Below are 21,889 nucleotides of genomic sequence, written 5' to 3'. Positions count from 1 at the left end.
CTCCGCGTCCTGCGGGACGTCCTTCCAGGCGGGCGGTCCGGCGAGGGTCGGTCCACTGTAAACGGATGGTGGGTGTCGGGTGGGTGAGGGAGAATGCCGGTCATGACTGACACGCCTGATTTCCTGCGTCCGCTCGTCGTGGCGACCCCGGAGCGTGCGGCGCTTCGCGTGGGGCACGTGGATCTGTACCTGCCGGATGGTGACGGTCCGCGTCCGGCGGTGGTGTTCGTGCACGGTGGTCCGCTGCCCGCGGATATGGTTCCACTGCCGCGTGACTGGCCGGTGTATCGGGGTTACGGCTCCTTGTTGGCGTCCCTGGGGGTGGTGGCGGCGACGGTGGATCACCGGTTGCGGGTGGTGGCGGGTCCCGACGGGGCGGTCGTGGACTATCCGACGGCTGCGGAGGACGTGGCGTCGGCGGTGGCCGCGGTGCGGGCTGATCCGCGGGTGGACGCTGACCGGGTGGTGTTGTGGTTCTTCTCGGGTGGCGGTCTGTTGAGTGCGGAGTGGTTGCGGGAGCGGCCGGCGTGGCTGCGCGGGGTGGCGTTGACGTATCCGTTGCTGGCGCCGATGCCGGAGTGGGGTGCGGTGGACGGGCGGTTCCTGCCGGCGGAGGCGGTCGGTGAGCCGGGTGCACCGGTGCCGCCGGTGGTTGTCACCCGGGTGGGTCTGGAGCGTGAGGCGCTCGCGGAGCGGGTGGAGTCGTTCCTGGTGGCGGCGGGCAAGGCGGGTGTGGCGGTGGAGGTCGTGGATGTGCCGAACGGCCGGCACGCTTTCGACGCGGTGGATGACACGGACGAGTCGCGGGAGGCGGTGCGTCGGGTGGTGGCGCGGGTCCTGGAGTTGCTGGCGGTCTGACACGGCCGGGCGGTGGCGGGAGAATGGTGCGGTGACCAGGACCGTGTACTACACCGCGACCAGTGTCGACGGCTTCATCGCCGATGAGAACAACTCCCTGGACTGGTTGTTCCAGGTCGATGGGGAGGGTCGTGACCAGTTCACGGCCTTCTTCGCACGAGTGGGGGCGTTCGCGATGGGCGCGACCACCTATGAGTGGGTCCTGGAGCACGAGAGGTTGCTGGAGCGTCCGGAGAAGTGGTCGGGGTACTACGGCGGGGTGCCGTGCTGCGTTTTCACGCACCGTGACCTGCCGCGGGTGCCGGGTGTCGACATCAGGTTCGTGCGGGGCGCGGTGGGTCCGGTGCACGCGGCGATGGTGGAGGCGGCCGCCGGCAGGAACGTGTGGCTGGTCGGTGGTGGCGAGCTGGTGGGGGCGTTCGCTGACGTGGGGTTGTTGGACGGGATAGTGCTGGGGGTGGCTCCGGTGACGTTGGGCGCGGGTGCGCCGGTGTTGCCGCGCCGGTTGTTGTCGGCGGATCTGCGGTTGGTGGACGTGGAGCGGGTGGGCCAGTTCGCGTACCTGACGTATGAGGTCACATCTCCTTGAAGGGCACCGGGTAGCTGACCTTGCCCTGGGGTTGTCCGGCGTAGGAGGGCAGGAGGAGGACCTGGAAGGCGTCGGCGACGCCGGGCCAGGGTGCGCTGAGGTGGTAGTCGGCGGCGGGTTGGAAGCCCAGGCGCCGGTAGTAGGCGGGGTCGCCGAGGACGACGACGAGGGGGAGTCCGGTGGCTCTGGCCGCGTCGAGGGCCGCGCGGATGACGGCAGTGCCGTGTCCCTGGCGTTGGCGTTCGGGGAGCACGGAGACGGGGGCGAGGCTGAGGGCCGGGGCCTCGTCGATCTCGACCCGGCTGATGAGGGCGTGGGCGATGACGAGTCCGTTGTCGTCGGCGACCCAGGACAGTCCGTCGATCCACGCTTCGCTGGCGCGGAGGGCGTTGACGAGGTCGGCTTCGTCGGTGTCGCCGAAGGCCGCGACGTGTACCCGGTGGATGGCGCCGCCGTCGCGCGGCGTCTCGGGGCGAACGATCATCTGTCTACGCTAGCGAGTCCTTGACCAGCGCGAAGGCCTGATCGACAAGGTCGGTGAGGGGTGGGGTGCCGTCGAGGTCAGCCCAGCGGCGGACGGCTGTCTGGTAGGCGGCGAACGCGACGGCGGCGACGACGGCGGCGCGGGGTTGGGGCATGCCGCGGGTGGTGAGGACGGAGGCGATGTCGTCCTGGGCGGCGAGTTGCCGGTCGAGGTAGCGGGCGCGCAGGGCTGGGGTGCCCAGGATGAGGCGGGTGAGGAGGAGGGCTTTGTGTTCGCCGTCGGCGATGGCGTCGACGTAGCGGCCGAGGGCGCGGCGCAGGGAGGTGGCGGGGGGCTCGTCGGTGGGGCTGGTGGCGAGGGTGTCGCGGGCGAGTTCGCCGAGTTCGCCGACGACGTCGAGGATGACGTCCTCTTTCGCGGGGAAGTACCGGAAGAAGGTGCGTTTGGAGACGCCGGCGGCTGCGGCGATGTGTTCGATGGTGGTGTCGTCGAAGCCGTGGTGGGCGAGGAGTTTGAGGGCGGCCTCGGCGATTTCGTCGCGGACGAGTTGGCGTTTGCGGTCGGCGAGGTTTCTCACGCTCGGACAATACCAGCTGCCATCGTTGACACTGAGTGCCATGACTGTCAGGCTATGCCAATGAGGGCTCGTTGGAACGTCACACACATCCCCCACCAGGCCGGCCGGACCATCGTCGTCACCGGCGCCAACAGCGGCCTGGGCTACGTCACCACCCGCGAACTCGCCCGCCACGGCGGCCACCTGATCATGGCCGTCCGCAACGTGGCCGCCGGCAGGGCCGCGCGCGCCGCCCTGCTCGCCGAGGTCCCCGACGCCGCCGTCGACGTGCGCCATCTGGATCTGGCCGACTTGGACTCGGTGCGCGCCTTCGCCGACACCGTGGAGCGCGTCGACGTGCTGGTCAACAATGCCGGCATCATGATGCCGCCGCGCGCGTTGACCCCGCAGGGGCATGAGTCGCAGTTCGGCACGAACCATCTGGGGCACTTCGCGTTGACGGGGTTGTTGCTGGGCCGGTTGCGGGCGGGCCGTGACGCGCGGGTGGTGACGGTCAGTTCGTCCCTGCACCGGCGGGGCGCGATCTTCTGGGACGACCTGACGGGTGCGCGCCGTTACTCCCCGACGGCGTACTACGCGCAGTCGAAGTTCGCGAATGTGCTGTTCGGGTTGGAGTTGGACCGGCGGTTGCGTGCGGCGGGGGATGCGGTGCTCAGTGTGTTGGCTCATCCGGGGTATGCGGCGACGAATCTGCAGTCAACGGGGCCGACGGGGTGGTTGCGGCGGGCGATGCGGGTGTCGAACGCGGTGATGGCGCAGGATGTGGCGACGGGTGCGTTGAGCCAGTTGTACGCGGCGAGTGATCCGGGGGCGGTGGGTGGGATGTTCATCGGCCCGGCGGGTCTGGGGGAGATGCGGGGGTTTCCGAAGGTGGTGCGGCCGGTGGCTTCGGCTTTGTCGCTGGAGGAGGCGGCGCGTTTGTGGACGGTGTCGGAGGAGTTGACCGGCGTCGCGGTGTGAGCGGTGCGTGCGGGGCGGGGAGCCCCGTAGACTCCCCGCCCCGCAGGTCCGTGGGCCGACGCCCGGTGCGTCGGGTCAGTGCTTGAGGTTCTGGGCTCCGATGATGCGCAGGCTGGGGCTGAAGTCGCCGGGTCCGGCGGGGGCGAGTTCGACGGCGAGGACTTTCTGCGGGCCGGTGTCGAAGTAGGGGCAGTAGACCTGTTCGCCGCGGCCGGGCTGGTGGTGGGTCCAGCCGTGGTCGGCGGACCAGTGCACGGGTTGGGCGCAGTCGGCGCAGATGTAGTTGCGCATGGTGCCGGGGGCGACTGGGTAGCGTTCGTCGGGTCCGGGGCGTTGGCCGCCGGGGACGTGGCCGGCGGACATGCCGGGTCCGAGGACGGGGCCGTCGACGCCGCCGCCGGGGGTGCGGGAGGCGATGCGCCAGGGTAGGCGGCGGTCGGGGTCGACGCGGTTGAGGGTGGCGCGGGCCTCCTCGACGCTGCCGTGCACGGACACGTGCCAGCCCCTCGGGGTGTCAACGACCAGAGTGTGGAGGGTGACGGCCCGGTCGTCGCGGGCGATGCGGTAGCGGGCTTCGACGCTGCCGCCGGGGGCGCAGCCGAGCTGGTCGACGACGCTGATCAGGTCGTCGGCGAGGTGCAGGGTGACGAGGCGTCGGGCGACGAGCATCTCGGAGGCGCGGACGGCCAGGGCCAGGCGGGGCAGGGGGGTGCGGCGTTGCCAGCCGTCGCGGAGGACGTCGTCGTCGGCGACGGTCCAGTATTGGCGGCCCTCCGCCGCGTACCTGCTGAGGATGACGCTGCGCCAGTCGTAGTCGGGTTCGTCGGCGAGGCGTTCGCGGAGCCATTCCTCGGCGGCCGCGGTGCGCCGGATGTCCAGGTGCAGGGGGGTGAGCTGCTTGAGTTGGGCTTCCACGGCGGTGACGGAGCGGCCGAGGTCGACGGCGATCTGGTCGATGGTGGCTCCGGTGCGCAGCTCGGCGACGAGTTCGGCGTGGTGGTGCTCGGTCCAGACCTCGCCGTTGTTGGCGGGGTTGGCGGTGTCGGTGGACAGGGTTTCGGACACGGGCACAGGTGACCTCCGCGTAGGGAAAGCATCGGTTGTCGACGCTGACGCTACGCGGGGGGTATGACATTTTCTCCGGCCAGCGTGCGCCGTGAGAACGCTTCGAGGTTTGGGCTGCATGCGGATTTCCCGCGCGCCGACGGGGCATCCGGCGCTGTGGCAGGCGTTCGGCGCCCTACGGTGCGGCAGTTCGGGCGACGTGACGGCCGAGGTCTGTGGGTTGCGGGTCGAAGCCCTCCCGGGGAGATCCGGGAGGGCTTGGTTCAGCTACCCCCAGATCGCGGTCGCCCATTCCGGGTGGTCGATGAACGGGTTGCGGTTGCCCTGCCAGCTGTCGTAGATCACCTGGTTGCGGTTCTTCTCGAACGCCGATGGCGGGTCGGACATGTTCCACTGCAGCAGCACCGACAGTTTGCCGATGTAGGGCGCGGTGCCGTTGGTGACGGACTGGTTCATCTCGAGGTCGGGCCAGCCGTCTTCGCCTTCGTACCGGATGGCCATGTACATGATCATGCGGGCGACGTCGCCCTTGTCGGCGTCGCGCGGTTCCCACGAGTCGGCGTCGGTGTAGTTGCCGGGCGCTTCGGTGACCTGACTGCCGCCGTTGTCGAAGTCCTTGTTGCCCCGGGTGGAGTTGACCGAGACATCGCAGGGGCGCAGATGGTGGAGGTCGGTGCCGGGCCCGGTCGCGGTGCCGAAATCGCCGTGCGACTTGGCCCAGACGTGCTCGCGGTTCCAGTCATCGACGCCGCTGCCGTTCCGCGCCTTGCTGATGCTCTGTCCGGTGTAGATCAGGATGACGTTGTTGGGGTTGGCCGGGTCCTGGTCGGTCGACTTGAGGGCGTCCCAGACCTGGTCGTAGGTGACCTTCGTCTGCGCCTTGATGATGGTGTGCAGAGCGCCGCGCAGGCCGGGGCCCGTCTTGCCGACGGCGTCGCGGTAGTAGGTCGCGTCGTACGGGCCGCCGGTCGGCGTCGGGATGGGCGTCGGGGTGGCGGTGGGTGTCGGCGGCTGGGTCGGCGGCGCGCCGGTCAGGGCCATCGATGTCGGGTTCTTGAGCCCGCCGTGGGTGAAGTACGCCGTCAGGGTGCCGGTGACGGTGACGGACCGGCCCATCAGGTTCGGATTCGTTCGCAGGCCGAAGGTGCCGCGGTAGCTGGTGGTCACCTGGATGTAGAGCATGCGCGGCGTGCCGGTCTCTGACGCCGTGTCGGCGATCGCGATGGCGGTGTCGCCGGTGAAGGTGGACCGCAGCACGGTGTTCGTGGCGGTCGGTTCCCCCACGACGTAGCCGACGACGGTGGCCGTCTGGCCGTTCTGCGTGGCCAGGGCGGTCGCGACGGTCATGCTCGATGCGGCCGAGGCCGTGCCCGCGATCACCGCGAGGCCGGCGGTGACCACGAACGCCAGGACTGCGGCCGTCCAGCGAGGACCCGGCCGCCCGAATCTATTGACTACCATAGATGCGCATGGTACTTGGGTCGACGCCGGGTTTGAAGCGCCCATCGCACCACGAGCCGGCGAACATCAGTGCAATTCCCGTGGCCGGCCTCAGTTGCCCTGGTGCACGGCGTCCCCACAGCCCTGGTGCGTCGCGTCCACGGTGGTGTACCGGAAACCGAAGCCGAGCTTGCGGATCAACGCCCACTCTTCGCAGACGGCCGCGTTGGGCCCGACGAACATGTGGGAGACGTACGGAGAGTCCAGCAGGTCGGACGGCACCACGGTGTAGACGTCGTGCTGGAGGCGGGGCTGGAAGCCGAGGTCCTGGGTGCCCGCCGCGGACACCGGGGACCTGCCGTCCACCCGGCCGAGGACCGCACCGGCCCGGCGGTCGGAGATGACCACCCCGGTCTCCGCCAGCAGGGCCGCCGCGTTCTGCTGGGCGATCCACTGGCTCGCGGCGAACGGCATCAGGTGGTCGACGTGCCCGGCCAGCGGCACGGCGTCGTGCTCCTCGATGGTCCGACCCAGGCAGGGGTAGTCCCCGGCGGCCAGGTCGGCCTCGCTGACGCCCATCCGTTCGAGCCAGACGGTCCGGGTGTCGCTACCCGGCGGGGTCAGCAGCGGGGTGACCGCGACCCCGCCGACGGCGCTCGTCAGGCAGCGGTAGATGCGCTGGAGCTGGACGAAGGTCAGGTTGTCCGGCAGGTCGCTGTGGTTGGAGACCGCGTAGCTGAGCGCGTCCACCCCGAACGGGACGTAGGTCAGGGTGCGCGCCGGGGCCGGAAACGCCGGCACGTCGGGGTCGTAGGCCGCCGCGCCGACGAAGTCCACGCACCCCGTGATGTCAAGGCCCCGGTAGCGGGCCCCGAACCGGCCCTCGTGCGACGCCCGCAGCGCCAGGCGCGCGTCGGCCGGGGTCCTGGGCCTGGGGAACTCGCACCCGGTGGCGCGGGTCTGGATCGTGTCGGAGCCGTACCGGGCGTTCCAGGTCGCCAGCCACCCGCCCCCGATCGTGCCGGCCAGCGCGTTCTGCACGTGGTCGGTGGTGGCGGAACCGAGGCCGGCGAGCGTGGCGTAGGTGCCGGTGGCCGGATCGGCCGCCGCGGGCGTACCTGTCGCGGTGGCCAGGACCGCCGCCAGGAGCGGGACCAGCGTCCTGTGTGGGAGCTTCACAGTGTTTCCCCCGTGTTCGCCACCCCGGGCGGGGCGAAGAGGAGCAATCGTGCACCCCGGAGACCGCGGGGGGCCCGCGCCGGGGTGCACGCCGGACGAACGGTGCGCGACGGTCGGCTCCGCCCGGGGCCTGTCGCGGGGCGCTGCGGATGGTCGGCCAGGTGAGGCGGTCTCACACCCGCGAGGGTGGCCGCGGCCCCTGGGAGAGGGGCCGCGGCCGGCCCGTTACGCGGGCCTGGTGATGCTCATGGTGTAGGAGCCTGACCCCGCGTAGGCCGTGACCACGTACCGGTAGTAGCCGGCGGTGCCCCGGTAGGTGATCTGCTCGGCGTTGGACGGGCTGTCGGAGATCGCGACCTGCGACCACGCGTTCCCGGTCCACTTCTGCAGTGCGAGGTCGAAGTCGGTGCCGGCGGGGCCGCGCAGGCAGCTGGAGTGGGTGCCGGCCTCCGTGGACTGGTAGTAGCTGTCGTTCGGTTCCACGACGCTGCCCCCGGCGGGCACGGTGCCGCTGTAGCCGGTGCAGCCGCCGGGACCGCTGGTCGGTGTCGGCTGGGGGCCGGACGTGAGGAGGGTCAGGCCGTAGGTCTGCAGGATCTCGTTGACGGGTTGGAAGAACGTCGTGCCGCCGGACCTGCAGTTGCCCGATCCGCCCGAGGTGACGCCCTGGGCCTGGCTGCCGGTGATCGCCGAGCCGCCCGAGTCGCCGGGTTCGGCGCACACGTTCGTCTGGATCAGGCCGTAGATGGTGCCCTCGGGGTAGGTGACCGACGCGTTGCGGGCCTGGATGGTCCCGCAGTGCCAGCCGGTCGTCGACCCTGACCGGCAGATCGAGGAGCCGACGGGGGCCTCGGCGGAGCCGGCGACGCTGACGGCTCCACCGTTGTAGTTGTTGACCAGGCCGCGGGGCGTGTTGCCCGCCGCGACGCGTACCCAGGCGTAGTCGTTGCCGGGGAACGAGGAGCCCTGGAACGTGCCGCTCGGCTGGCTGGTCGTCGAGCCGGGCCGGCCGCAGTGCCCGGCGGTGACGAAGCCCGTGGTGACCGAGAAGCCGACGGAGCAGCGGGTGCCGGAGCCGATGTAGTACGCGTTGCCGCCCACCACGTCGATCAGCGGCCGGGGGGCTTCGGTGGTCTCCACGACCCTGACCGCCAAGGCCTCCACGCCGGCGGTCGTGATCAGTGCCCGGGTCCGCGCCACCGCCGCGGGGTGCGCCTTGACGACGACGGTGTTGGTGGTGACGTCGGTGTACCAGTACGGCACGTCGGTGTCGTGCAGGAGCGTGCCGAGCCGGTCGCGGATCGCGTCGAGCTGCTGTTCGGTGCGGGTCACGGTGACCGGTCGCGCCCCGAGCGCGCGGGCTTTGGCTGCGCCGGCGTCGTCGAGGACGCCGACGTGGTAGGCGGTGCCGTCGGGGGTGAGGAAGCCGCCGCCGAAGTCGGGGCCGAGTTGGCGGCGGAGCACGGGTTCGATCCGGGAGGCCTGCTCCTCGAGGCGGAAGCGTGCGGCCACCTGGTCGGGGCTGATGCCCAGGTCGCGTTGGACCGCGCCGTACACCTCGGGTGCGATGGAGCTGGACGGCCCGGTGAGGGGTGCGGGGCCGGCGAGCGCCGGGAGGTTCATGGCGGAGACGACTCCCGCCGTCATGGCCACCACGGCCATGGTCGTGCGTGTGCGTTTCATGTTCGTGTGCTCCTCCTGGAGGGGAAGGAGGTGGCGGGCGCCCGCCGCCTCCGGGGTGAGGGAAGGCTAGCGAGCATATATCGAGACAGGTAGATGTCATTGTGGTCATACCACCGGCGGTCGGTGGCCCGACGCGCGCCACGGGCAGTCTGGTGCACCTGTTCGTCGGCAACGTGGTGGACGCGGCGATCGTGACCGCGGGTGCCCGCGCACCACGGTCCGGGCTCCGCGGACGGCGTGGTCGGGCATCTACCGCTGGACGAGCGAACGTGCGTGTGCGGCAGGGTGGGCTGCTCGCAGGCCGCCGCGGCCGAGGGCACGGCGGTGGCCGGGTCCGGGGGACCTGCCGGCGTTGCTCGCGCGGGCCGGGGCCGGCGACCCAGCCGCCACGGGCCTGTTGCGGCAGCGGGCCGCGCTGGTCGGCCGGGCGGCGGCACCGGTCAGGCCGCCCCCGTTCCGCTCACCGGAGGCAGGCTATGGCGCCGCCGACCGCGATCGCCGCGTCCCGACCCGCCCGCGTCCGAGAACGGCCGGCCTCGGAAAAAATGGTCCGGACGGCCGCGTGCGGGGGCGGACAGTCGACCTGTCCACCCCCGCACGGTCTACGGCCGGAAGTCCGGATCCGGGGTGATGATCGAGAACACGCCGCCCTGCGGGTCGACGAGCCCGGCCATCCGGCCGGCGGGGGAGTCCTGCCGGAACAACTCCGTGGCCCCGGCGGCGACTGCGGCGTCGGCGGTGGCGTCGACGTCGTCGACGTTGAAGTACACGCCCCAGCGTGACGTGCCGTCGGCGCTGCCCATGGCCCCGGCGACGGCCTGGCCGCCGACCTCCAGGAGGGTGTAGGGCATCTGCGTCACGTCGTCGCCGATGTCGCGCAGGGACACGGGCAGGACCGCGGCGTAGAAGGGCTTCACCCCGTCGAGGTCCGTGGTGGACAGCTCCGACCAGCCGACGGCGCCGGCCACGGCCGTGGCCTCCCAGCCGCGGTGGGTGCCCGGCTGCCACGCCGAGAAGTACGCCCCCGCCGGGTCGGTGTACACGGCCATACGGCCCAGGTCCATCACGTCCATCGGCTCGACGACGACGGTGCCGCCGGCGGAGGCGACCTTCGCGGAGGTCGCGTCGACGTCGTCGGTGGCGAAATACACCACCCACGACGTGCCGCGGGTCGGGTCGGTGGCGGGGCCCAGGCCGCCGACCTGCGCGCCGTCGAGGCGCAGTACGTGATAACCGCCGGCCTCCGGGCCCATGTCCTCAGCCGTCCAGCCGAACAGGGTGGTGTAGAAAGCGACGGCGCCGGGTACGTCTGTGCTGCCGAGGTCCGCCCAGTTGGGGGCGCCCGGCGGGAAGGTGTCTGCCATCCCCCCATCCTCACCCGGGGCACCGACATTTTCCGCCGAACTCCACGGTAACGGCGCCCGGCTAGGGTGAACAGATGGGTAACGACACGCTGCTGCTGGTCATGGGGGTGTCCGGGAGCGGGAAGACGACGGTGGGGGCGATGCTCGCCGGCCGGCTGCGGTGGCGCTACGCGGAGGCCGACGACTTCCACCCGGCGGCGAACGTGGCGAGGATGGCGGCCGGGGAGCCACTGACCGACACCGACCGGTGGCCGTGGCTGGAGGCGATCGCCGCCTGGATGGACGCGCGCCGGGCGGCCGGCGAACCGGCGGTGGTGACGTGTTCGGCGTTGAAGCGTTCCTACCGCGACCTGCTGCGCGCCGGCCGCCCGCAGGTGGCGCTGGTGTACCTGCGCGGCAACCATGACCTCATCGCCGCGCGGCTGCTGGCCCGGCACGGGCACTTCTTTCCCGACAAGCTCCTGGCCAGCCAGTTCGCGGACCTGGAGGAACCCGGCGCCGACGAGGACCCGCTCGTCGTGGATCTGCACGGCACGCCCGATGAGATCGTCGACCGGATCGTCGCCGGCCTCACCTGACCGCCCGGCCTGGCGACCCGACGGCCGGGGGCCACCCCAGCCCCATGACGGCCCCCGCCCGCGCCGGGTGGCCCGAGCGCAAACCCCGGCGGGGCTTGGGCTCGGGCCACCCGGCGCGGTGTCACCCCACCGGCGCGTTCCACCGCAACAACACCGGCGTGTCGCGCTCGTACCCGAGGACCGACAGCGTCGACGTGTCCAACCGCAGCGACGCGCCCCCCGACGGCGGCAGGTCGATCCACCGCGCCCCGCACACCCGCAGGCTGTGCCCGTGCGCCACGAACGCGACGTCCCCGTCGGCGAGCAGCGGCCGGGCCCGCTCCAGGACCCGGTCGAGGCGCGCGCCCACCTCCTTGGGGGACTCCCCGCCGGGGCAGCCGTCGCGCCACAGGTCCCAGCCGGGGCGTGCCGCGCGGATGTCGGCGGTGGTGACGCCCTCGTAGTCGCCGTAGTCCCATTCGGCGAGGTCGGGTTCCACCGCGGTCGGGGTCAGGCCGGCGAGGTGGGCGCTGCGGTGCGCGCGCAGCCGCGGTGACACCCACACGGCGGCGAAGCGCCACCCGGCGAGGGCGGGCGCCACGAGTGCCGCCTGCTCCTCGCCGCGTGCCGTCAACGGCAGGTCCGTGGTGGACGTGTGCCGGCCGGCGAGGCTCCAGGCGGTCTCGCCATGCCGCAGGAGCACGATGTCACCCAAGCCAGGCCTTCCGGGTGGCGGGCATGCCGCTGGCGCCGCCGGGGCCGCGTTTGACGGCGAGGACCTGGTGGACGCCGATCTGGCCGTAGCGGAACGACAGGGCGGTGGCGGCCATGTACAGCCGCCACACCCGGGCGCGGCCCTCGCCGGTGAGTTTGACGGCCCGGTCCCAGGCGGCGTCCAGGTTCGCCGACCAGGCCCGCAGGGTGGTGGTGTAGTGCTCGCGGAGGGACTGGGTGTCGTGGACCTCGAACCCGGCGCCCTCGATCAGGTCGACGGTGGTGCCGATGGGGGCCAGGTCCCCGTCGGGGAACACGAACGAGGCGATGAACGACGGGTTGCTCGGCGGGTGGCTCGGGTGCCGGGAGATCTGGTGGTTGAGGAGCCGGCCGCCGGGCCGCAGCAGGTCGTAGAGGCGCGCGCAGTAGGCGGTGTACATCTCGTCGCCGACGTGTTCGGCCATGCCGACGCTGGAGATGGCGTCGAACGGGCCGTCGGTGACGTCGCGGTAGTCCTGCAGCCGGAACTCGACCCGGTCGCTGAGCCCGGCCTCGGCGGCGCGGGCCCTGGCGAGGTCGAGCTGCTCGACGGACAGGGTGACGCCGACGACGCGGGTGCCGTGTTCGCGGGCCGCGTGCAGGGCGAGTGAGCCCCAGCCGCAGCCGACGTCGAGGAGTCGGGAGTCGGGGCCCAGGTCGAGTTTCTTGCAGATCAGCGCCAACTTGTCGCGCTGGGCCTCCTCCAGGCTGGAGTCGGGGCCGGCCCAGTAGGCGCACGAGTACACCATCGACGGGCCCAGCAGGAGGCGGTAGAACTCGTTGCCGGCGTCGTAGTGGGAACTGATGGCGGCCTTGTCGCGGTCGCGGCTGTGCTTGGCGCCCGCGAGGTGGATCTCCTCCGGGGGCGGGGCCGGTTCCTTGCCGATCGCCCCGAGGAGGGTGGCCTCCTTGAGGAGGGAGGCCTTGTCCACGGCCCCGACCTGCCGGCCGCTGATCACCGACAGGGTGTCCAGGACGTCGTAGATGTCGCCTTCGACGTCGAGTTCGCCGGCCACGTACGCGCGGCCCAGGCCGAGCTGGTTGGGTTCGTGGACGAGTCTTCTGATGGCCTGCCGGGACCGGATGTCGACGACGGGGGCGTCCGGAGGCCCGGCCGTCGAACCATCCCACCCGCGGACCCGCAACGGCGGGCCCTCTCCCAGCAGTAGCGTGAACATGCGCAGCAGCCGGTCGGCAACAGTCACAGTCCGCCCCTCTCCGTGAGTCATACCCAGACTAGCGGGGATGAAGCGATGCGTCAGGATGATCCAATGCTGTTGACGACCGTGCACGACCGCGCAGACCTCGCCGCCACTTTCGCCGCAGATCCGGCGTTGCACGCCTACGAGCTCGGCGACCTCGACGACCACTTCTGGCCCTACACCACCTGGTACCGGCTGCGCGGCGGCCACAGCGTGGCCCTGCTCTACACGGGGGCGGAGTTCGGCCCGATCCTGCTGGCGCTGAGCCGACCCGACCGGGCGGCGGAACTACGCGCCCTCGTCACCGAGCTGCTGCCCGTGCTGCCCCGCAGCTTCTACGCGCACGTCACCGGCGGCGCCCAGGACGTGCTGGACAACGACTACAAGGTCGTCGACCACGGCGTACACCGGAAGATGGCTCTGGAGAACTTCGCCCCCGTCACCGGGGAGCCCACCGTCACGCTCACCCGCGCGGACCTCGCCGACCTGCGGGAACTGTACGCGGCGGCGTACCCGGACAACTCGTTCGACGCCCGGATGCTCGACGCCGGCGACTACACCGGGATCCGCCGCGACGGCCGGCTCGTCGCCGTCGCCGGCCTGCACGTGCGCTCGACCACCCGCAGGATCGCCGCGATCGGCAACGTCACCACCCTGCCCGAGGTGCGGGGCCAGGGCCTGGCGGCCGTCGCCGTGTCCGCGCTGTGCACCCGGCTGCGGGAGACCGTCGAGCACATCGGACTCAACGTGAAGGCCGACAACACCGCGGCCGTCGGCCTCTACGAACGTCTCGGATTCGTCACCGTCTCCGATTACCAGGAGGTCAGCGCCACGGCCCGGTGACCAGGGCCCCGGTCAGCACCGCCGACGGCTGCGCCCCCAACGACAGGTCGGCCGCCGGCGCGCCGGCCCGCACCACCAGGTCCCCGACGGCGGCGATCATGGCCCCGTTGTCCGTGCACAGCCGGATCGACGGGACCCGCAACGTGACCCCGGCGGCCCGGCAACGCTCCTCGGCCAGGGCCCGAACCCGGCTGTTGGCCGCCACCCCGCCGACCATCAGCAGCGTGTCCGCGCCGTGCTCCGCGCACGCCCGCAACGCCTTGCGGGTCAACGTGTCGGCCACGGCCTCCTGGAAACTGGCCGCCACGTCCGCCACCGGCAGCGGGCCCTCGTGCCGCTCCACCCAGCGGGCCACGGCCGTCTTGAGCCCGGAGAAGGAGAACCCGTACGGCGGATCCTTCGGACCGGTCATCGGCCGCGGGAAGTCGATCGCCGCCGGATCGCCGTCGCGGGCGATGCGGTCGATGACCGGCCCACCCGGGTACGGCAGGCCCAAAAGGCGCGCCACCTTGTCGAACGCCTCCCCGGCCGCGTCGTCGACCGTGTCACCGAGGTGCACGATCGGATCACGCGCCAGGTCGCCCAGCAGCAGGATCGACGTGTGCCCACCCGACACGATCAACGCCACGCACCTCGCCGGTAGCGGCCCGTGTTCGAGCACGTCCACGGCGGCGTGCCCGGCGAGGTGGTGCACCCCGTACAGCGGCACCCCCAGCGCCAGCGCGTACGCCTTGCCCGCCGCCAGCCCGACCTGCACGGCCGTCGCCAGCCCCGGCCCGGCCGTCACCGCCACCGCGTCGATGTCGGCGAAACGCACCCCGGCCGCGTCCACCGCGCGCTGCACGATGGGGCGCACCGCCTCCAGGTGCGCGCGCGCCGCGATCTCCGGCACCACCCCGCCGAACCGGGCGTGCTCGTCGACGCTGGACGCCAGGGCGTCACCGAGGAGCACCCCGTCACGGACCAGGCCGGCGCCCGTCTCGTCGCAGGACGTCTCGATGCCCAGGATCAGCGGCACCCTAGTTGCCCAGACCGGCGGCGGCGAGGATTTCCTTGCGCTGCGCCGCCGGCAGGCGGTCCACGTACAAGGTGCCGTCGAGGTGGTCCACCTCGTGCTGCAGACAGCGGGCCAGCAGGCCCGTGCCGACGATCGTGATCGGCTTGCCGTCCATGTCGAAACCTGTGACCGTGGCCACGCCGGGGCGGCCCAGCTCCGCGTACTGGCCCGGCACCGACAGGCAACCCTCGCCCTCGGTGACCAGCTCGCGCGGCGGCGGCGGGAGCTCCAGCACCGGGTTGACGATGTGCGCGACGACGTGTTCCTCGGACGCGTCGGGGCAGTCGACGACAAACACCCTCGCGTCCACCCCGATCTGGTTGGCCGCAAGGCCCACCCCGTTCGCCTCGTACATGCTGGCGAACATGTCCTCGATCAGGGCCTTGAGCTCGGAGTTGAACTCGGTCACGGGCTGGCAGGGCTTGTGTAGGACGGCCTCGCCGTAATAGGTGATGCGCCGCGCCGTGCCCTCGGAGTTTGTCATGGTTGACAAATATATACGGGCCGTTTCGGGGCCTCACGCGCCGTTGTCGGCCCCGTGGCCGTGGCATGATCTTGGCATGCCTTTTGTGTTCGCGCACATCAGTGACACCCACCTCGACGGGTCGCCCCGGGCCGCGGAGCGCACCGCCGCCGTCATTGACTACCTGCGCGGCCAGCCTCTCGACGCGATCCTCGTCACCGGCGACATCGCCGACCACGGGGCGCCGGGGGAGTACACCGAGGCCGCCGCGCTGCTCACCGCCGACGTTCCCGTGCTGGTCCTGCCCGGCAACCACGACGAACGCGCCGCGTTCGGCAAGGGCCTCCTGGAGCGCGACGGCGCCGGGCCGGTCAACCAGGTCCACGTCGTCGGCGGCGTCACGTTCGCGCTGTGCGACTCGACCATCCCCGGCCGCGACGACGGCGCCCTGACCGAGGACACCCTCGCCTGGCTCGACTCCACCCTCGCCGCCGCCACCGGGCGCGCGTTCGTGGCCCTGCACCACCCGCCGACGCCGATGTACAACACGATCCTCGACACCCTGCTGCTGACCGTGCCGGCCGGCCTGGAGCGGGTCCTGCGCCGCCATCCGCACGTCGTGGCCGTGCTGTGCGGGCACGCGCACACCGCCGCCGCCAGCACCTTCGCCGGTCTGCCGCTGCTCGTCGCCCCGGGCGTGGTGTCCACGCTGATGCTGCCCTGGGAGGACCGGGGCCACCTCTCCCTCGACGACCCGCCGGGCATCGCCTTCCACGTCCTCGACGGCACCCACCTGACCACCCACTACCGGGTGCTCCCCTAAAAAGCCCACAACCATCATCCGGTGACGCCGCGCGCGTCCCCCCGCCCGCCGGCACCCGACGAGGGCCGCCTCCAGTCACCCGCCGCGCGGCTACCGTGCCGCCGGCAACGGCCCCGTCAGGTACCGCTGCAACGTCGGCGCGTAGCACTGCACCAGGAACTCCCGGTCGGCGCTGGCGATCGGTTCGGCGCGCACCACGAACCGGGTCAGGATCAGCCCGACCGCCTGCGAGAAGCACAACGCCGCCCGCAACTGCGGCTGGTCGCTGCCCAGGTGGGTGGTGATCCGGGCGAACACCTGGTTGGTCAGGTACTCCCGCAGCATCGTCGCCGGCCCGTGGTCGTCGGCGAGGGAGCGCAGCAGCGCCGTCAACCGCCCGCCCCCGCCGGCGGCCTCGGTGTCCCACACCGTCAGCGCCGTGCGCAGGATCCGGGCCCCGGTCTGTTCCGGGTCCCCGTCGAGCACCTGGCGCAGCACCTCGCCGGGCACGGCCGGCAGGTCCACGGCCGTGGCGAACAGTTTCTCCTTGCTACCGAAGTAGTAGTGCACGAGCGCGGGGTCGACCCCCGCGGTGCGGGCGATGGCGCGCATCGTCGTCTTCGCGTACCCGCTGGCGGAGAACTCGTGGCGCGCCGCGACCAGGATCGTCTCGCGGGTGTCGTCGCCCTCGGAGCGTCGGGCGCGCTGGGGAATCTGTTGCGTCACGCCTCACGATGCTACGCTCAGCCCATCTTCAACACTTGATGATGTGCCTGAGAGATGCGGAGTCCCGCGATGTGGGCGATGATCTTCAAAGAGTTCCTGGAGCTGCGCCGCGACCGGCGCACCATGGCCATGCTGATCGTGTTACCCCTGCTCCTGCTTGTCGTCTTCGGCTACGCGGCCAGCTTCAACGTGTCCACCCTGACCACCGACGTCGTCGGCCCCGGGGCCACCCAGGCGGCGTCGGCGCTGCGGGCCCCGTTCGCCGTCGGACGCGTCGAGGAGACCGCCGGTGACGCCTGGGCCCGCGACCGGCTGCGCGCCGACAAGGCCGACGTCGTCATCGTCACCGGCCAGACCCCGGTCGCCCTCGTCGACGGGTCCAACCTGTTCGGCGCGCAGGCGGCCAAGGCGGCGCTGGGGCGTACCCAGATGAGGGTCGAGGTTCTCTACAACCCGGACCTCAAGACCTCCTGGGTGATGGTCCCGGCCCTCGTCGGCCTGATCCTGACCTTCATCGGCACCATCGTCACCGCCATCGGCCTGGTCCGCGAACGCCAGGCCGGCACCCTGGAACAGCTGGCCGTGATGCCGTTTCGGCCCGCCGACGTGATCATCGGCAAGATCGTGCCGTACTACGTCCTCGCCGCCCTCGACATGGTCATCGTGACCGTCCTCGGCCGGGTGCTGTTCGGGGTGCCGTTCAACGGCAACGTGGGCGTCTTCGCGCTCGGCGCCGCGCTGTTCCTGTTCGTCGTCCTGGGCGTCGGGGTGCTGATCTCCACCGTGTCGCAGAACCAGGGCCAGGCCATCCAACTCGCCCTCATGATCATGATGCCGCAGATCCTGCTGTCGGGCATGATCTTCCCGCTGGACGCGATGGCACCCGGCGTCCGCTGGATCGGCTACCTGCTGCCCCTGACCTACTTCACCAAACTCTCCCAGGGCGTCATGCTCCGCGGCGGCGACCTCGCCTCCCTGTGGCTGCCCCTGGTCGTCCTCGCCGGCATGGCCGTGGTCGTGTTCACCGCGGCGGTCACCCGCTTCCGCCGCGACCTGGCCCCCAGCCGACCGGCCGAGCCCGCCTCCCCGCGGCCCGCGCCCGCCGGGAGCGCGTCATGACCTGGGGAACCACCGACCTGACCGTGCGCTACCCGCACACCCTGGCCCTGGACGCCGTCACCTTCGCCGCCCCCGCCGGGCAGGTCTCCGCCGTCGTCGGCGGCGACGGGGCCGGCAAGTCCACCCTGCTGCGCAGCCTCGTCGGAGCGGTGCGGCCCACGTCCGGGCGGGTCGACGCCCCCGCGCTGCGCGAGATCGGGTTCATGCCCACCAGCACCGGCGTGTGGCGCGAACTCACCGTTGCCGAGAACCTCGACTTCGTGGCCGCGGCCTACCGGGTCCGCGACCGCACTCGCCGCGCGGACCTCCTCGACGCCGCCGGCCTGACCGCCGTCACCGGCCGCCTCGCCGGCGACCTGTCCGGCGGCATGCGGCAGAAACTCGCCTTCACCCTCGCCATGCTGCACGCCCCGCGCCTTCTCGTCCTCGACGAACCCAGCACCGGCGTCGACCCGGTCAGCCGGGTCGAACTGTGGCGACTGATCGCCCAGGCCGCCGTCGACGGCGCGGCGGTGGTGCTGTCCACCACGTACCTCGACGAGGCCGAAAGGGCCGGCACCGTGTGCGTCCTGGACAACGGCCGGGTCCTGCGCTCCGGCCCGCCCGAGGAGGTGACGGCCTCGACCCCGGGCACGATCACCGTCACCGACGACCCGCCCGACCGGGACCTGGCGTGGCGGCGCGGCCGGCGCTGGCACGCCTGGCACCCCGGCCCGCCGGTCCCGGGCGAGACCCCGCTGCCCGCCGACATGGAGGACGCCGTGATCGCCGCGACCCTGGCCGGGAGGACCTCATGAGCCTCGTGACCGCCGACGGCGTCACCCGCCGGTTCGGCTCCTTCACCGCCGTCGACGACGTGTCCATGACCGTCGGCGAGGGCGAGATCGTCGGGCTGCTCGGCGCCAACGGGGCCGGCAAGACCACCCTGATCAAGATGATCCTGGGCCTGACCGCCCCCACCTCCGGCCGGATCCGGCTGTTCGGGGCCGCCCCGTCGCGGGCCACCCGCACCCGCCTCGGGTACGTCGCCCAGGGCCTGGGCCTCTACGCCACCCTCACCGTCGCCGAGAACCTGGCCTTCGTCACCGCCGCCTACGGCCGCAAGTCCCCGCCGGCCCTGACCGGCGCGCTCGCCGACGCCGGCGACCGGCTCGTCGGCGACATCGGCCTGGGCCTGCAACGCCAGCTCGCGTTCACCGCGGCCCTCGCGCACCGCCCGGCGCTGCTCGTCCTGGACGAACCCACCTCCGGTGTGGACGCCCTCGCGCGCGCCCGGCTGTGGGACGTCATCCACGACGAGGCAGAACGCGGCGTCGGCGTCCTGGTCACCACGCACTACATGCAGGAGGCCCAGCAGTGCGACCGCCTCGTGCTGATGTCGCGGGGCGCGGCGGTGGGCGCCGGCACCGAGGCCGACATCGTCGCCGACACCACGGCCGTGGAGGTCCGCACCGCCGACTGGACGGCGGCGTTCGACGCCCTGCACCGCGCCGGCCTGGCAGTGACCCTCGCCGGCCGGCACGTGCGGGTCGCCGACACCGACCCGGCGGCCGTCGACGCCGCGCTGCGGGCGGCCGGGGTGCCCGCCGACGTCCGTCAGGTGCCCGCCACCCTCGAGGAGAAGATGACTCGCATCTGCCGTATAGACCTATAAATTGGACTTTCCGTTGGTAGCGTCGAAGTCACGTGCCAAGGGAGGTCTCCGTGAGAATCCTGCGTCGTGGGCCCGTCGCCATGCTGTCCGTACTACTCGCCGCGGCCGGACTGACCGGGGCGAGCAGCGCCCCGCCGGCCCACGCCGAGGACGGGCCCACCCCCGAACGCCTCGCGCAGATCGTCGCGCACCCCGACGACGAGATCCTGTTCCTCAACCCGGACCTGCAACGCTCCGCCGAGGCCGGGTACGCCAACACCACCGTCTACCTGACCGCAGGCGACGCCGACCGGGGCCCGGAGTACTCCCGCTCCCGCCAGGACGGTGCCATGGAGGCCCACCGGCACATGGCCGGCGTGGCCCCCTGCGCCACCCCGCGCGCCTGCTGGACCCAGGACGCGCCCACCATCGGTCCGTCCACCGTGCAGCGGTTCACCCTCACCGCCCGCCCCGCGGTGCAGCTGATCTTCCTCAACGTCCGCGACGGCTACGACGACGGCGCCAGCTGCGACCTGATGCACCTGTGGACCGACGGCGGGTTCACCGCCACCCCGGTCGTGCCCGACGACGCCACGGACCCCGACGCGGTGGGCCGCACCCGCTACACCCATGTCACCCTGCGCGACACGGTCGTGGCGATCCTGCGCGCCGTGCGGCCGACCCTCGTCCGGGGCCAGGACCCGCACCCCGACCACCGCTACCAGCCCGGCTACCGCTGCCTGGGCCAGACGTTCGACGACCACTACGACCACGTCGCCTCGGCGTTGTTCACCGAGGAGGTCACCGGGTGGTACACCGGGCCCGGCGACAACCACCGCCTGGCGGTGCAGTACTACCGGCAGAACAACATCCAGACCCTGGTGCCGAACCTGACCGCGCACGACCGCGACCTCAAGGACGCCGTGTTCCGGCACTACATCCCCTACGACGACGCGACCCGCGACCCGGCGGGCAACCCCGCCCCGGTGTACGTCGCCTACAGCAAGGTCATGTACCCGCGCTTCCCCCGGGGCACCGCGTGGGTCGGCCGCAACGCCAACGGCCAACTGCAACCGTTCGTCGTCCTCGACGGCCGGGTGCTGACCTGGCGGCAGACCGGCGACGGCGCGTACAGCGGCCCCGTGGACCTCGGCAATCCCGGCGTGCCCCTGACGGGTGTCCTGACGGTCGGCAACAACGCCGACGGCCGGTTGGAGATCTTCGCCGTCGGCGCCAACCCCGACGCCGGCGTGTTCACCACCTGGCAGACCTCCACCGACGGCGCGTGGGTCGGGCGCTGGGACAACTTCGGCAACCCCAACGACGACATCACCCCGCAGGTCCGCCGGGCCGTCAGCGGCGCGGCCGTCGGGATCAACGCCGACGGCCGGATGCAGATCTTCGTCACCAACGGCAACGGCGGCCTGGGATCGAAGTGGCAGACGTCGGCCAACGGCACGTGGACGCCGACGTGGCTGGACATGGGCGGCAGCGACATCCAGGGCGTGCCGGTGTCGGTCACCGGCGCCGACGGTCGCATCGAGGTGTTCGCCGCGACCCGCACCACGATCGACCACCGCTCCCAGACGGCCCCGAACTCCGGCTTCGTGTCCCACACCCTGCCCGGGCACCCCGGCAGCCCGGTGAGCGCGGCGCGCAACGGCGACGGCCGGCTGGAGATCTTCTACCGCGCCGGGGACAGCGGAACCCTCGAACACGTCTACCAGACGACCCCGGGCGGCGAGTGGAACGGCCCGCTGGACCTCGGCGGCCCCGGCGGCGTCGGCGAACCGGCGACCCTGACCAGCGGCGGACGGATCCTCGTGTTCGCCCGCAACGAGGCCACCGGGATCAGCCACATCCGCCAGACCCCGCAGGGCTGGGGGCCGTCAGGATGGACGGACGCCGCCGGCGCCTCGATCGACACCCCGGCGGCGGGCGTCGACGCGTCCGGGCGGGTGGTCGTGTTCCACCTCGCCCCCAACGGCCGGCTCTACGCCGCAGCGCAGAACAACCCCGGCCCCGACAGCCCGTTCCGGCCGTGGGCGCCCCTGCCCTGATCAGTCCTGGTCGAGCCGGTCGAGCACCGCCTCGCTGATCGTCGCCAACTGCTCGACCTGCTCGGGGGTCAGCGCGTCGAACAGGTACCGGCGGACCGCCTCGACGTGTCCGGGGGCGGCGGCGGCCAGCGTGTCGAACCCGGCCCGGGTCAGGGTCGCCCAGTTGCTCCGGCCGTCGCTGGAGCACTTCTTGCGGATGACCCAGCCGTTCTCCTCCAGCCGCGCCACGGCGTGCGACAGCCGGCTCTGCGAGGAGTTCGTCCGCTCCGCCAGGTCACTCATCCGCAGCGACCAGCCCTCGGTCTCCGACAGCATCGCCAGGATCATGTAGTACGTGTGCGGCATCCCCGAGTCCCGCTGGAGCTGGCGGTCGAGCGCCTCGTCGAGGCGGCGCGTGGTGACCAGGAAGGCCAGCCACGCGCGCCGCTCGGGTTCGGTCAGCCAGCGGGGCTCGGAGAGCGTGCTGTTCGGCATG

23 protein-coding genes are annotated in these 21,889 nt (G+C 72.1%); 10 read left to right on the top strand and 13 right to left on the bottom strand.

Annotated elements, in window-relative coordinates; all coding sequences use genetic code 11:
* Window positions 1–102: 102 nt before the first annotated feature.
* Window positions 103–858: a dienelactone hydrolase family protein gene (locus IW245_RS08105; RefSeq protein WP_197002564.1), complete on the top strand. Its 756-nt coding sequence runs from the start codon at window positions 103–105 to the stop codon at window positions 856–858.
* A 31-nt stretch (window positions 859–889) separates the two neighbouring features.
* The gene (locus tag IW245_RS08100) at window positions 890–1,447 is read left to right on the top strand and encodes a dihydrofolate reductase family protein (RefSeq protein WP_197002563.1); all 558 of its coding nucleotides are present in this window, start codon (window positions 890–892) and stop codon (window positions 1,445–1,447) included.
* Here the strand turns inward: IW245_RS08100 and IW245_RS08095 are convergent.
* On the bottom strand, window positions 1,434–1,931 hold the full coding sequence (locus IW245_RS08095) for a GNAT family N-acetyltransferase (protein ID WP_197002562.1): 498 nt from the start codon (window positions 1,929–1,931) through the stop codon (window positions 1,434–1,436). The two genes, IW245_RS08100 and IW245_RS08095, sit on opposite strands and share 14 nt — an antisense overlap.
* Before the next feature lie 4 nt (window positions 1,932–1,935).
* Window positions 1,936–2,508, bottom strand: a complete 573-nt coding sequence (locus tag IW245_RS08090; RefSeq protein WP_233472484.1) for a TetR family transcriptional regulator — start codon at window positions 2,506–2,508, stop codon at window positions 1,936–1,938.
* Window positions 2,509–2,568: 60 nt separating this feature from the next.
* On the opposite strand from IW245_RS08090, the gene IW245_RS08085 reads away from it, so the two are divergent.
* A complete protein-coding gene (locus IW245_RS08085) occupies window positions 2,569–3,468 on the top strand; it encodes an oxidoreductase (RefSeq protein ID WP_197002560.1) in 900 nt (299 codons plus the stop codon).
* A gap of 75 nt (window positions 3,469–3,543) precedes the next feature.
* Here IW245_RS08085 and IW245_RS08080 read toward each other — a convergent pair whose 3' ends face one another.
* The 5 genes from IW245_RS08080 to IW245_RS08060 form a co-directional block, all read right to left on the bottom strand.
* Window positions 3,544–4,533, bottom strand: coding sequence for a hypothetical protein (locus IW245_RS08080; protein WP_197002559.1), 990 nt, complete (start codon window positions 4,531–4,533; stop codon window positions 3,544–3,546).
* A gap of 267 nt (window positions 4,534–4,800) precedes the next feature.
* The gene (locus IW245_RS08075; RefSeq protein ID WP_197002558.1) at window positions 4,801–5,994 is read right to left on the bottom strand and encodes an endonuclease; all 1,194 of its coding nucleotides are present in this window, start codon (window positions 5,992–5,994) and stop codon (window positions 4,801–4,803) included.
* Between the two features lie 90 nt (window positions 5,995–6,084).
* Complete coding sequence (locus tag IW245_RS08070) at window positions 6,085–7,152, bottom strand: hypothetical protein (protein WP_197002557.1); 1,068 nt, start codon at window positions 7,150–7,152, stop codon at window positions 6,085–6,087.
* A gap of 225 nt (window positions 7,153–7,377) precedes the next feature.
* Window positions 7,378–8,835 carry a S1 family peptidase gene (locus tag IW245_RS08065; protein WP_197002556.1) on the bottom strand — a complete coding sequence of 486 codons (1,458 nt, stop codon included), beginning with the start codon at window positions 8,833–8,835 and terminating at the stop codon, window positions 7,378–7,380.
* Window positions 8,836–9,437: 602 nt separating this feature from the next.
* The gene (locus IW245_RS08060; RefSeq protein ID WP_197002555.1) at window positions 9,438–10,199 is read right to left on the bottom strand and encodes a VOC family protein; all 762 of its coding nucleotides are present in this window, start codon (window positions 10,197–10,199) and stop codon (window positions 9,438–9,440) included.
* A 74-nt stretch (window positions 10,200–10,273) separates the two neighbouring features.
* Here IW245_RS08060 and IW245_RS08055 point away from each other — a divergent pair, with 74 nt between their 5' ends.
* Complete coding sequence (locus IW245_RS08055; protein WP_231398706.1) at window positions 10,274–10,777, top strand: gluconokinase; 504 nt, start codon at window positions 10,274–10,276, stop codon at window positions 10,775–10,777.
* 121 nt (window positions 10,778–10,898) lie between these two features.
* On the opposite strand, the gene IW245_RS08050 is transcribed toward IW245_RS08055, so the two are convergent.
* The gene (locus IW245_RS08050; RefSeq protein ID WP_197002554.1) at window positions 10,899–11,471 is read right to left on the bottom strand and encodes a histidine phosphatase family protein; all 573 of its coding nucleotides are present in this window, start codon (window positions 11,469–11,471) and stop codon (window positions 10,899–10,901) included.
* Entirely contained in the window at window positions 11,464–12,714 is a 1,251-nt protein-coding gene (locus tag IW245_RS08045) for a class I SAM-dependent methyltransferase (protein WP_233472486.1), read from the bottom strand. The genes IW245_RS08050 and IW245_RS08045 overlap by 8 nt, the downstream gene beginning before the upstream one ends.
* A 66-nt stretch (window positions 12,715–12,780) precedes the next feature.
* On the opposite strand from IW245_RS08045, the gene IW245_RS08040 reads away from it, so the two are divergent.
* Window positions 12,781–13,554, top strand: a complete 774-nt coding sequence (locus IW245_RS08040) for a GNAT family N-acetyltransferase (RefSeq protein ID WP_231398705.1) — start codon at window positions 12,781–12,783, stop codon at window positions 13,552–13,554.
* Here the strand turns inward: IW245_RS08040 and tsaD are convergent.
* Both tsaD and def read right to left on the bottom strand, forming a co-directional pair.
* The gene (tsaD, locus tag IW245_RS08035; RefSeq protein WP_197002551.1) at window positions 13,535–14,572 is read right to left on the bottom strand and encodes a tRNA (adenosine(37)-N6)-threonylcarbamoyltransferase complex transferase subunit TsaD; all 1,038 of its coding nucleotides are present in this window, start codon (window positions 14,570–14,572) and stop codon (window positions 13,535–13,537) included. The genes IW245_RS08040 and tsaD overlap by 20 nt on opposite strands.
* A gap of 1 nt (window position 14,573) precedes the next feature.
* Window positions 14,574–15,095, bottom strand: a complete 522-nt coding sequence (gene def, locus IW245_RS08030) for a peptide deformylase (RefSeq protein ID WP_197002550.1) — start codon at window positions 15,093–15,095, stop codon at window positions 14,574–14,576.
* A 76-nt stretch (window positions 15,096–15,171) separates the two neighbouring features.
* Between def and IW245_RS08025 the strand changes: the two genes are divergently transcribed.
* Window positions 15,172–15,897 carry a metallophosphoesterase gene (locus IW245_RS08025; RefSeq protein ID WP_197002549.1) on the top strand — a complete coding sequence of 242 codons (726 nt, stop codon included), beginning with the start codon at window positions 15,172–15,174 and terminating at the stop codon, window positions 15,895–15,897.
* A 90-nt stretch (window positions 15,898–15,987) separates the two neighbouring features.
* Here the strand turns inward: IW245_RS08025 and IW245_RS08020 are convergent, their stop codons facing one another.
* Complete coding sequence (locus tag IW245_RS08020; RefSeq protein ID WP_233472488.1) at window positions 15,988–16,602, bottom strand: TetR/AcrR family transcriptional regulator; 615 nt, start codon at window positions 16,600–16,602, stop codon at window positions 15,988–15,990.
* 78 nt (window positions 16,603–16,680) lie between these two features.
* On the opposite strand from IW245_RS08020, the gene IW245_RS08015 reads away from it, so the two are divergent.
* Genes IW245_RS08015 through IW245_RS08000 form a run of 4 tightly spaced genes read left to right on the top strand, consistent with a single transcriptional unit; the run spans window position 16,681 to window position 21,414 of the window.
* The gene (locus IW245_RS08015) at window positions 16,681–17,721 is read left to right on the top strand and encodes an ABC transporter permease (protein WP_197002548.1); all 1,041 of its coding nucleotides are present in this window, start codon (window positions 16,681–16,683) and stop codon (window positions 17,719–17,721) included.
* Window positions 17,718–18,518 carry an ABC transporter ATP-binding protein gene (locus IW245_RS08010; protein ID WP_197002547.1) on the top strand — a complete coding sequence of 267 codons (801 nt, stop codon included), beginning with the start codon at window positions 17,718–17,720 and terminating at the stop codon, window positions 18,516–18,518. Before IW245_RS08015 ends, IW245_RS08010 begins: the two co-directional genes overlap by 4 nt.
* Window positions 18,515–19,375 carry an ABC transporter ATP-binding protein gene (locus IW245_RS08005; RefSeq protein ID WP_197002546.1) on the top strand — a complete coding sequence of 287 codons (861 nt, stop codon included), beginning with the start codon at window positions 18,515–18,517 and terminating at the stop codon, window positions 19,373–19,375. Before IW245_RS08010 ends, IW245_RS08005 begins: the two co-directional genes overlap by 4 nt.
* Before the next feature lie 50 nt (window positions 19,376–19,425).
* On the top strand, window positions 19,426–21,414 hold the full coding sequence (locus IW245_RS08000; RefSeq protein WP_197002545.1) for a DUF8189 domain-containing protein: 1,989 nt from the start codon (window positions 19,426–19,428) through the stop codon (window positions 21,412–21,414).
* Here the strand turns inward: IW245_RS08000 and IW245_RS07995 are convergent, their stop codons facing one another.
* Entirely contained in the window at window positions 21,415–21,888 is a 474-nt protein-coding gene (locus IW245_RS07995; RefSeq protein ID WP_197002544.1) for a MarR family winged helix-turn-helix transcriptional regulator, read from the bottom strand.
* Between the last annotated feature and the right edge of the window lies 1 nt (window position 21,889).

The sequence above is a fragment of the Longispora fulva genome (assembly GCF_015751905.1).
Taxonomy (GTDB): Bacteria; Actinomycetota; Actinomycetes; order Mycobacteriales; family Micromonosporaceae; genus Longispora; species Longispora fulva.
The sequence above is the reverse complement of the archived record's forward strand: the minus strand, read 5'-3'. Positions and strand labels throughout refer to the sequence as shown.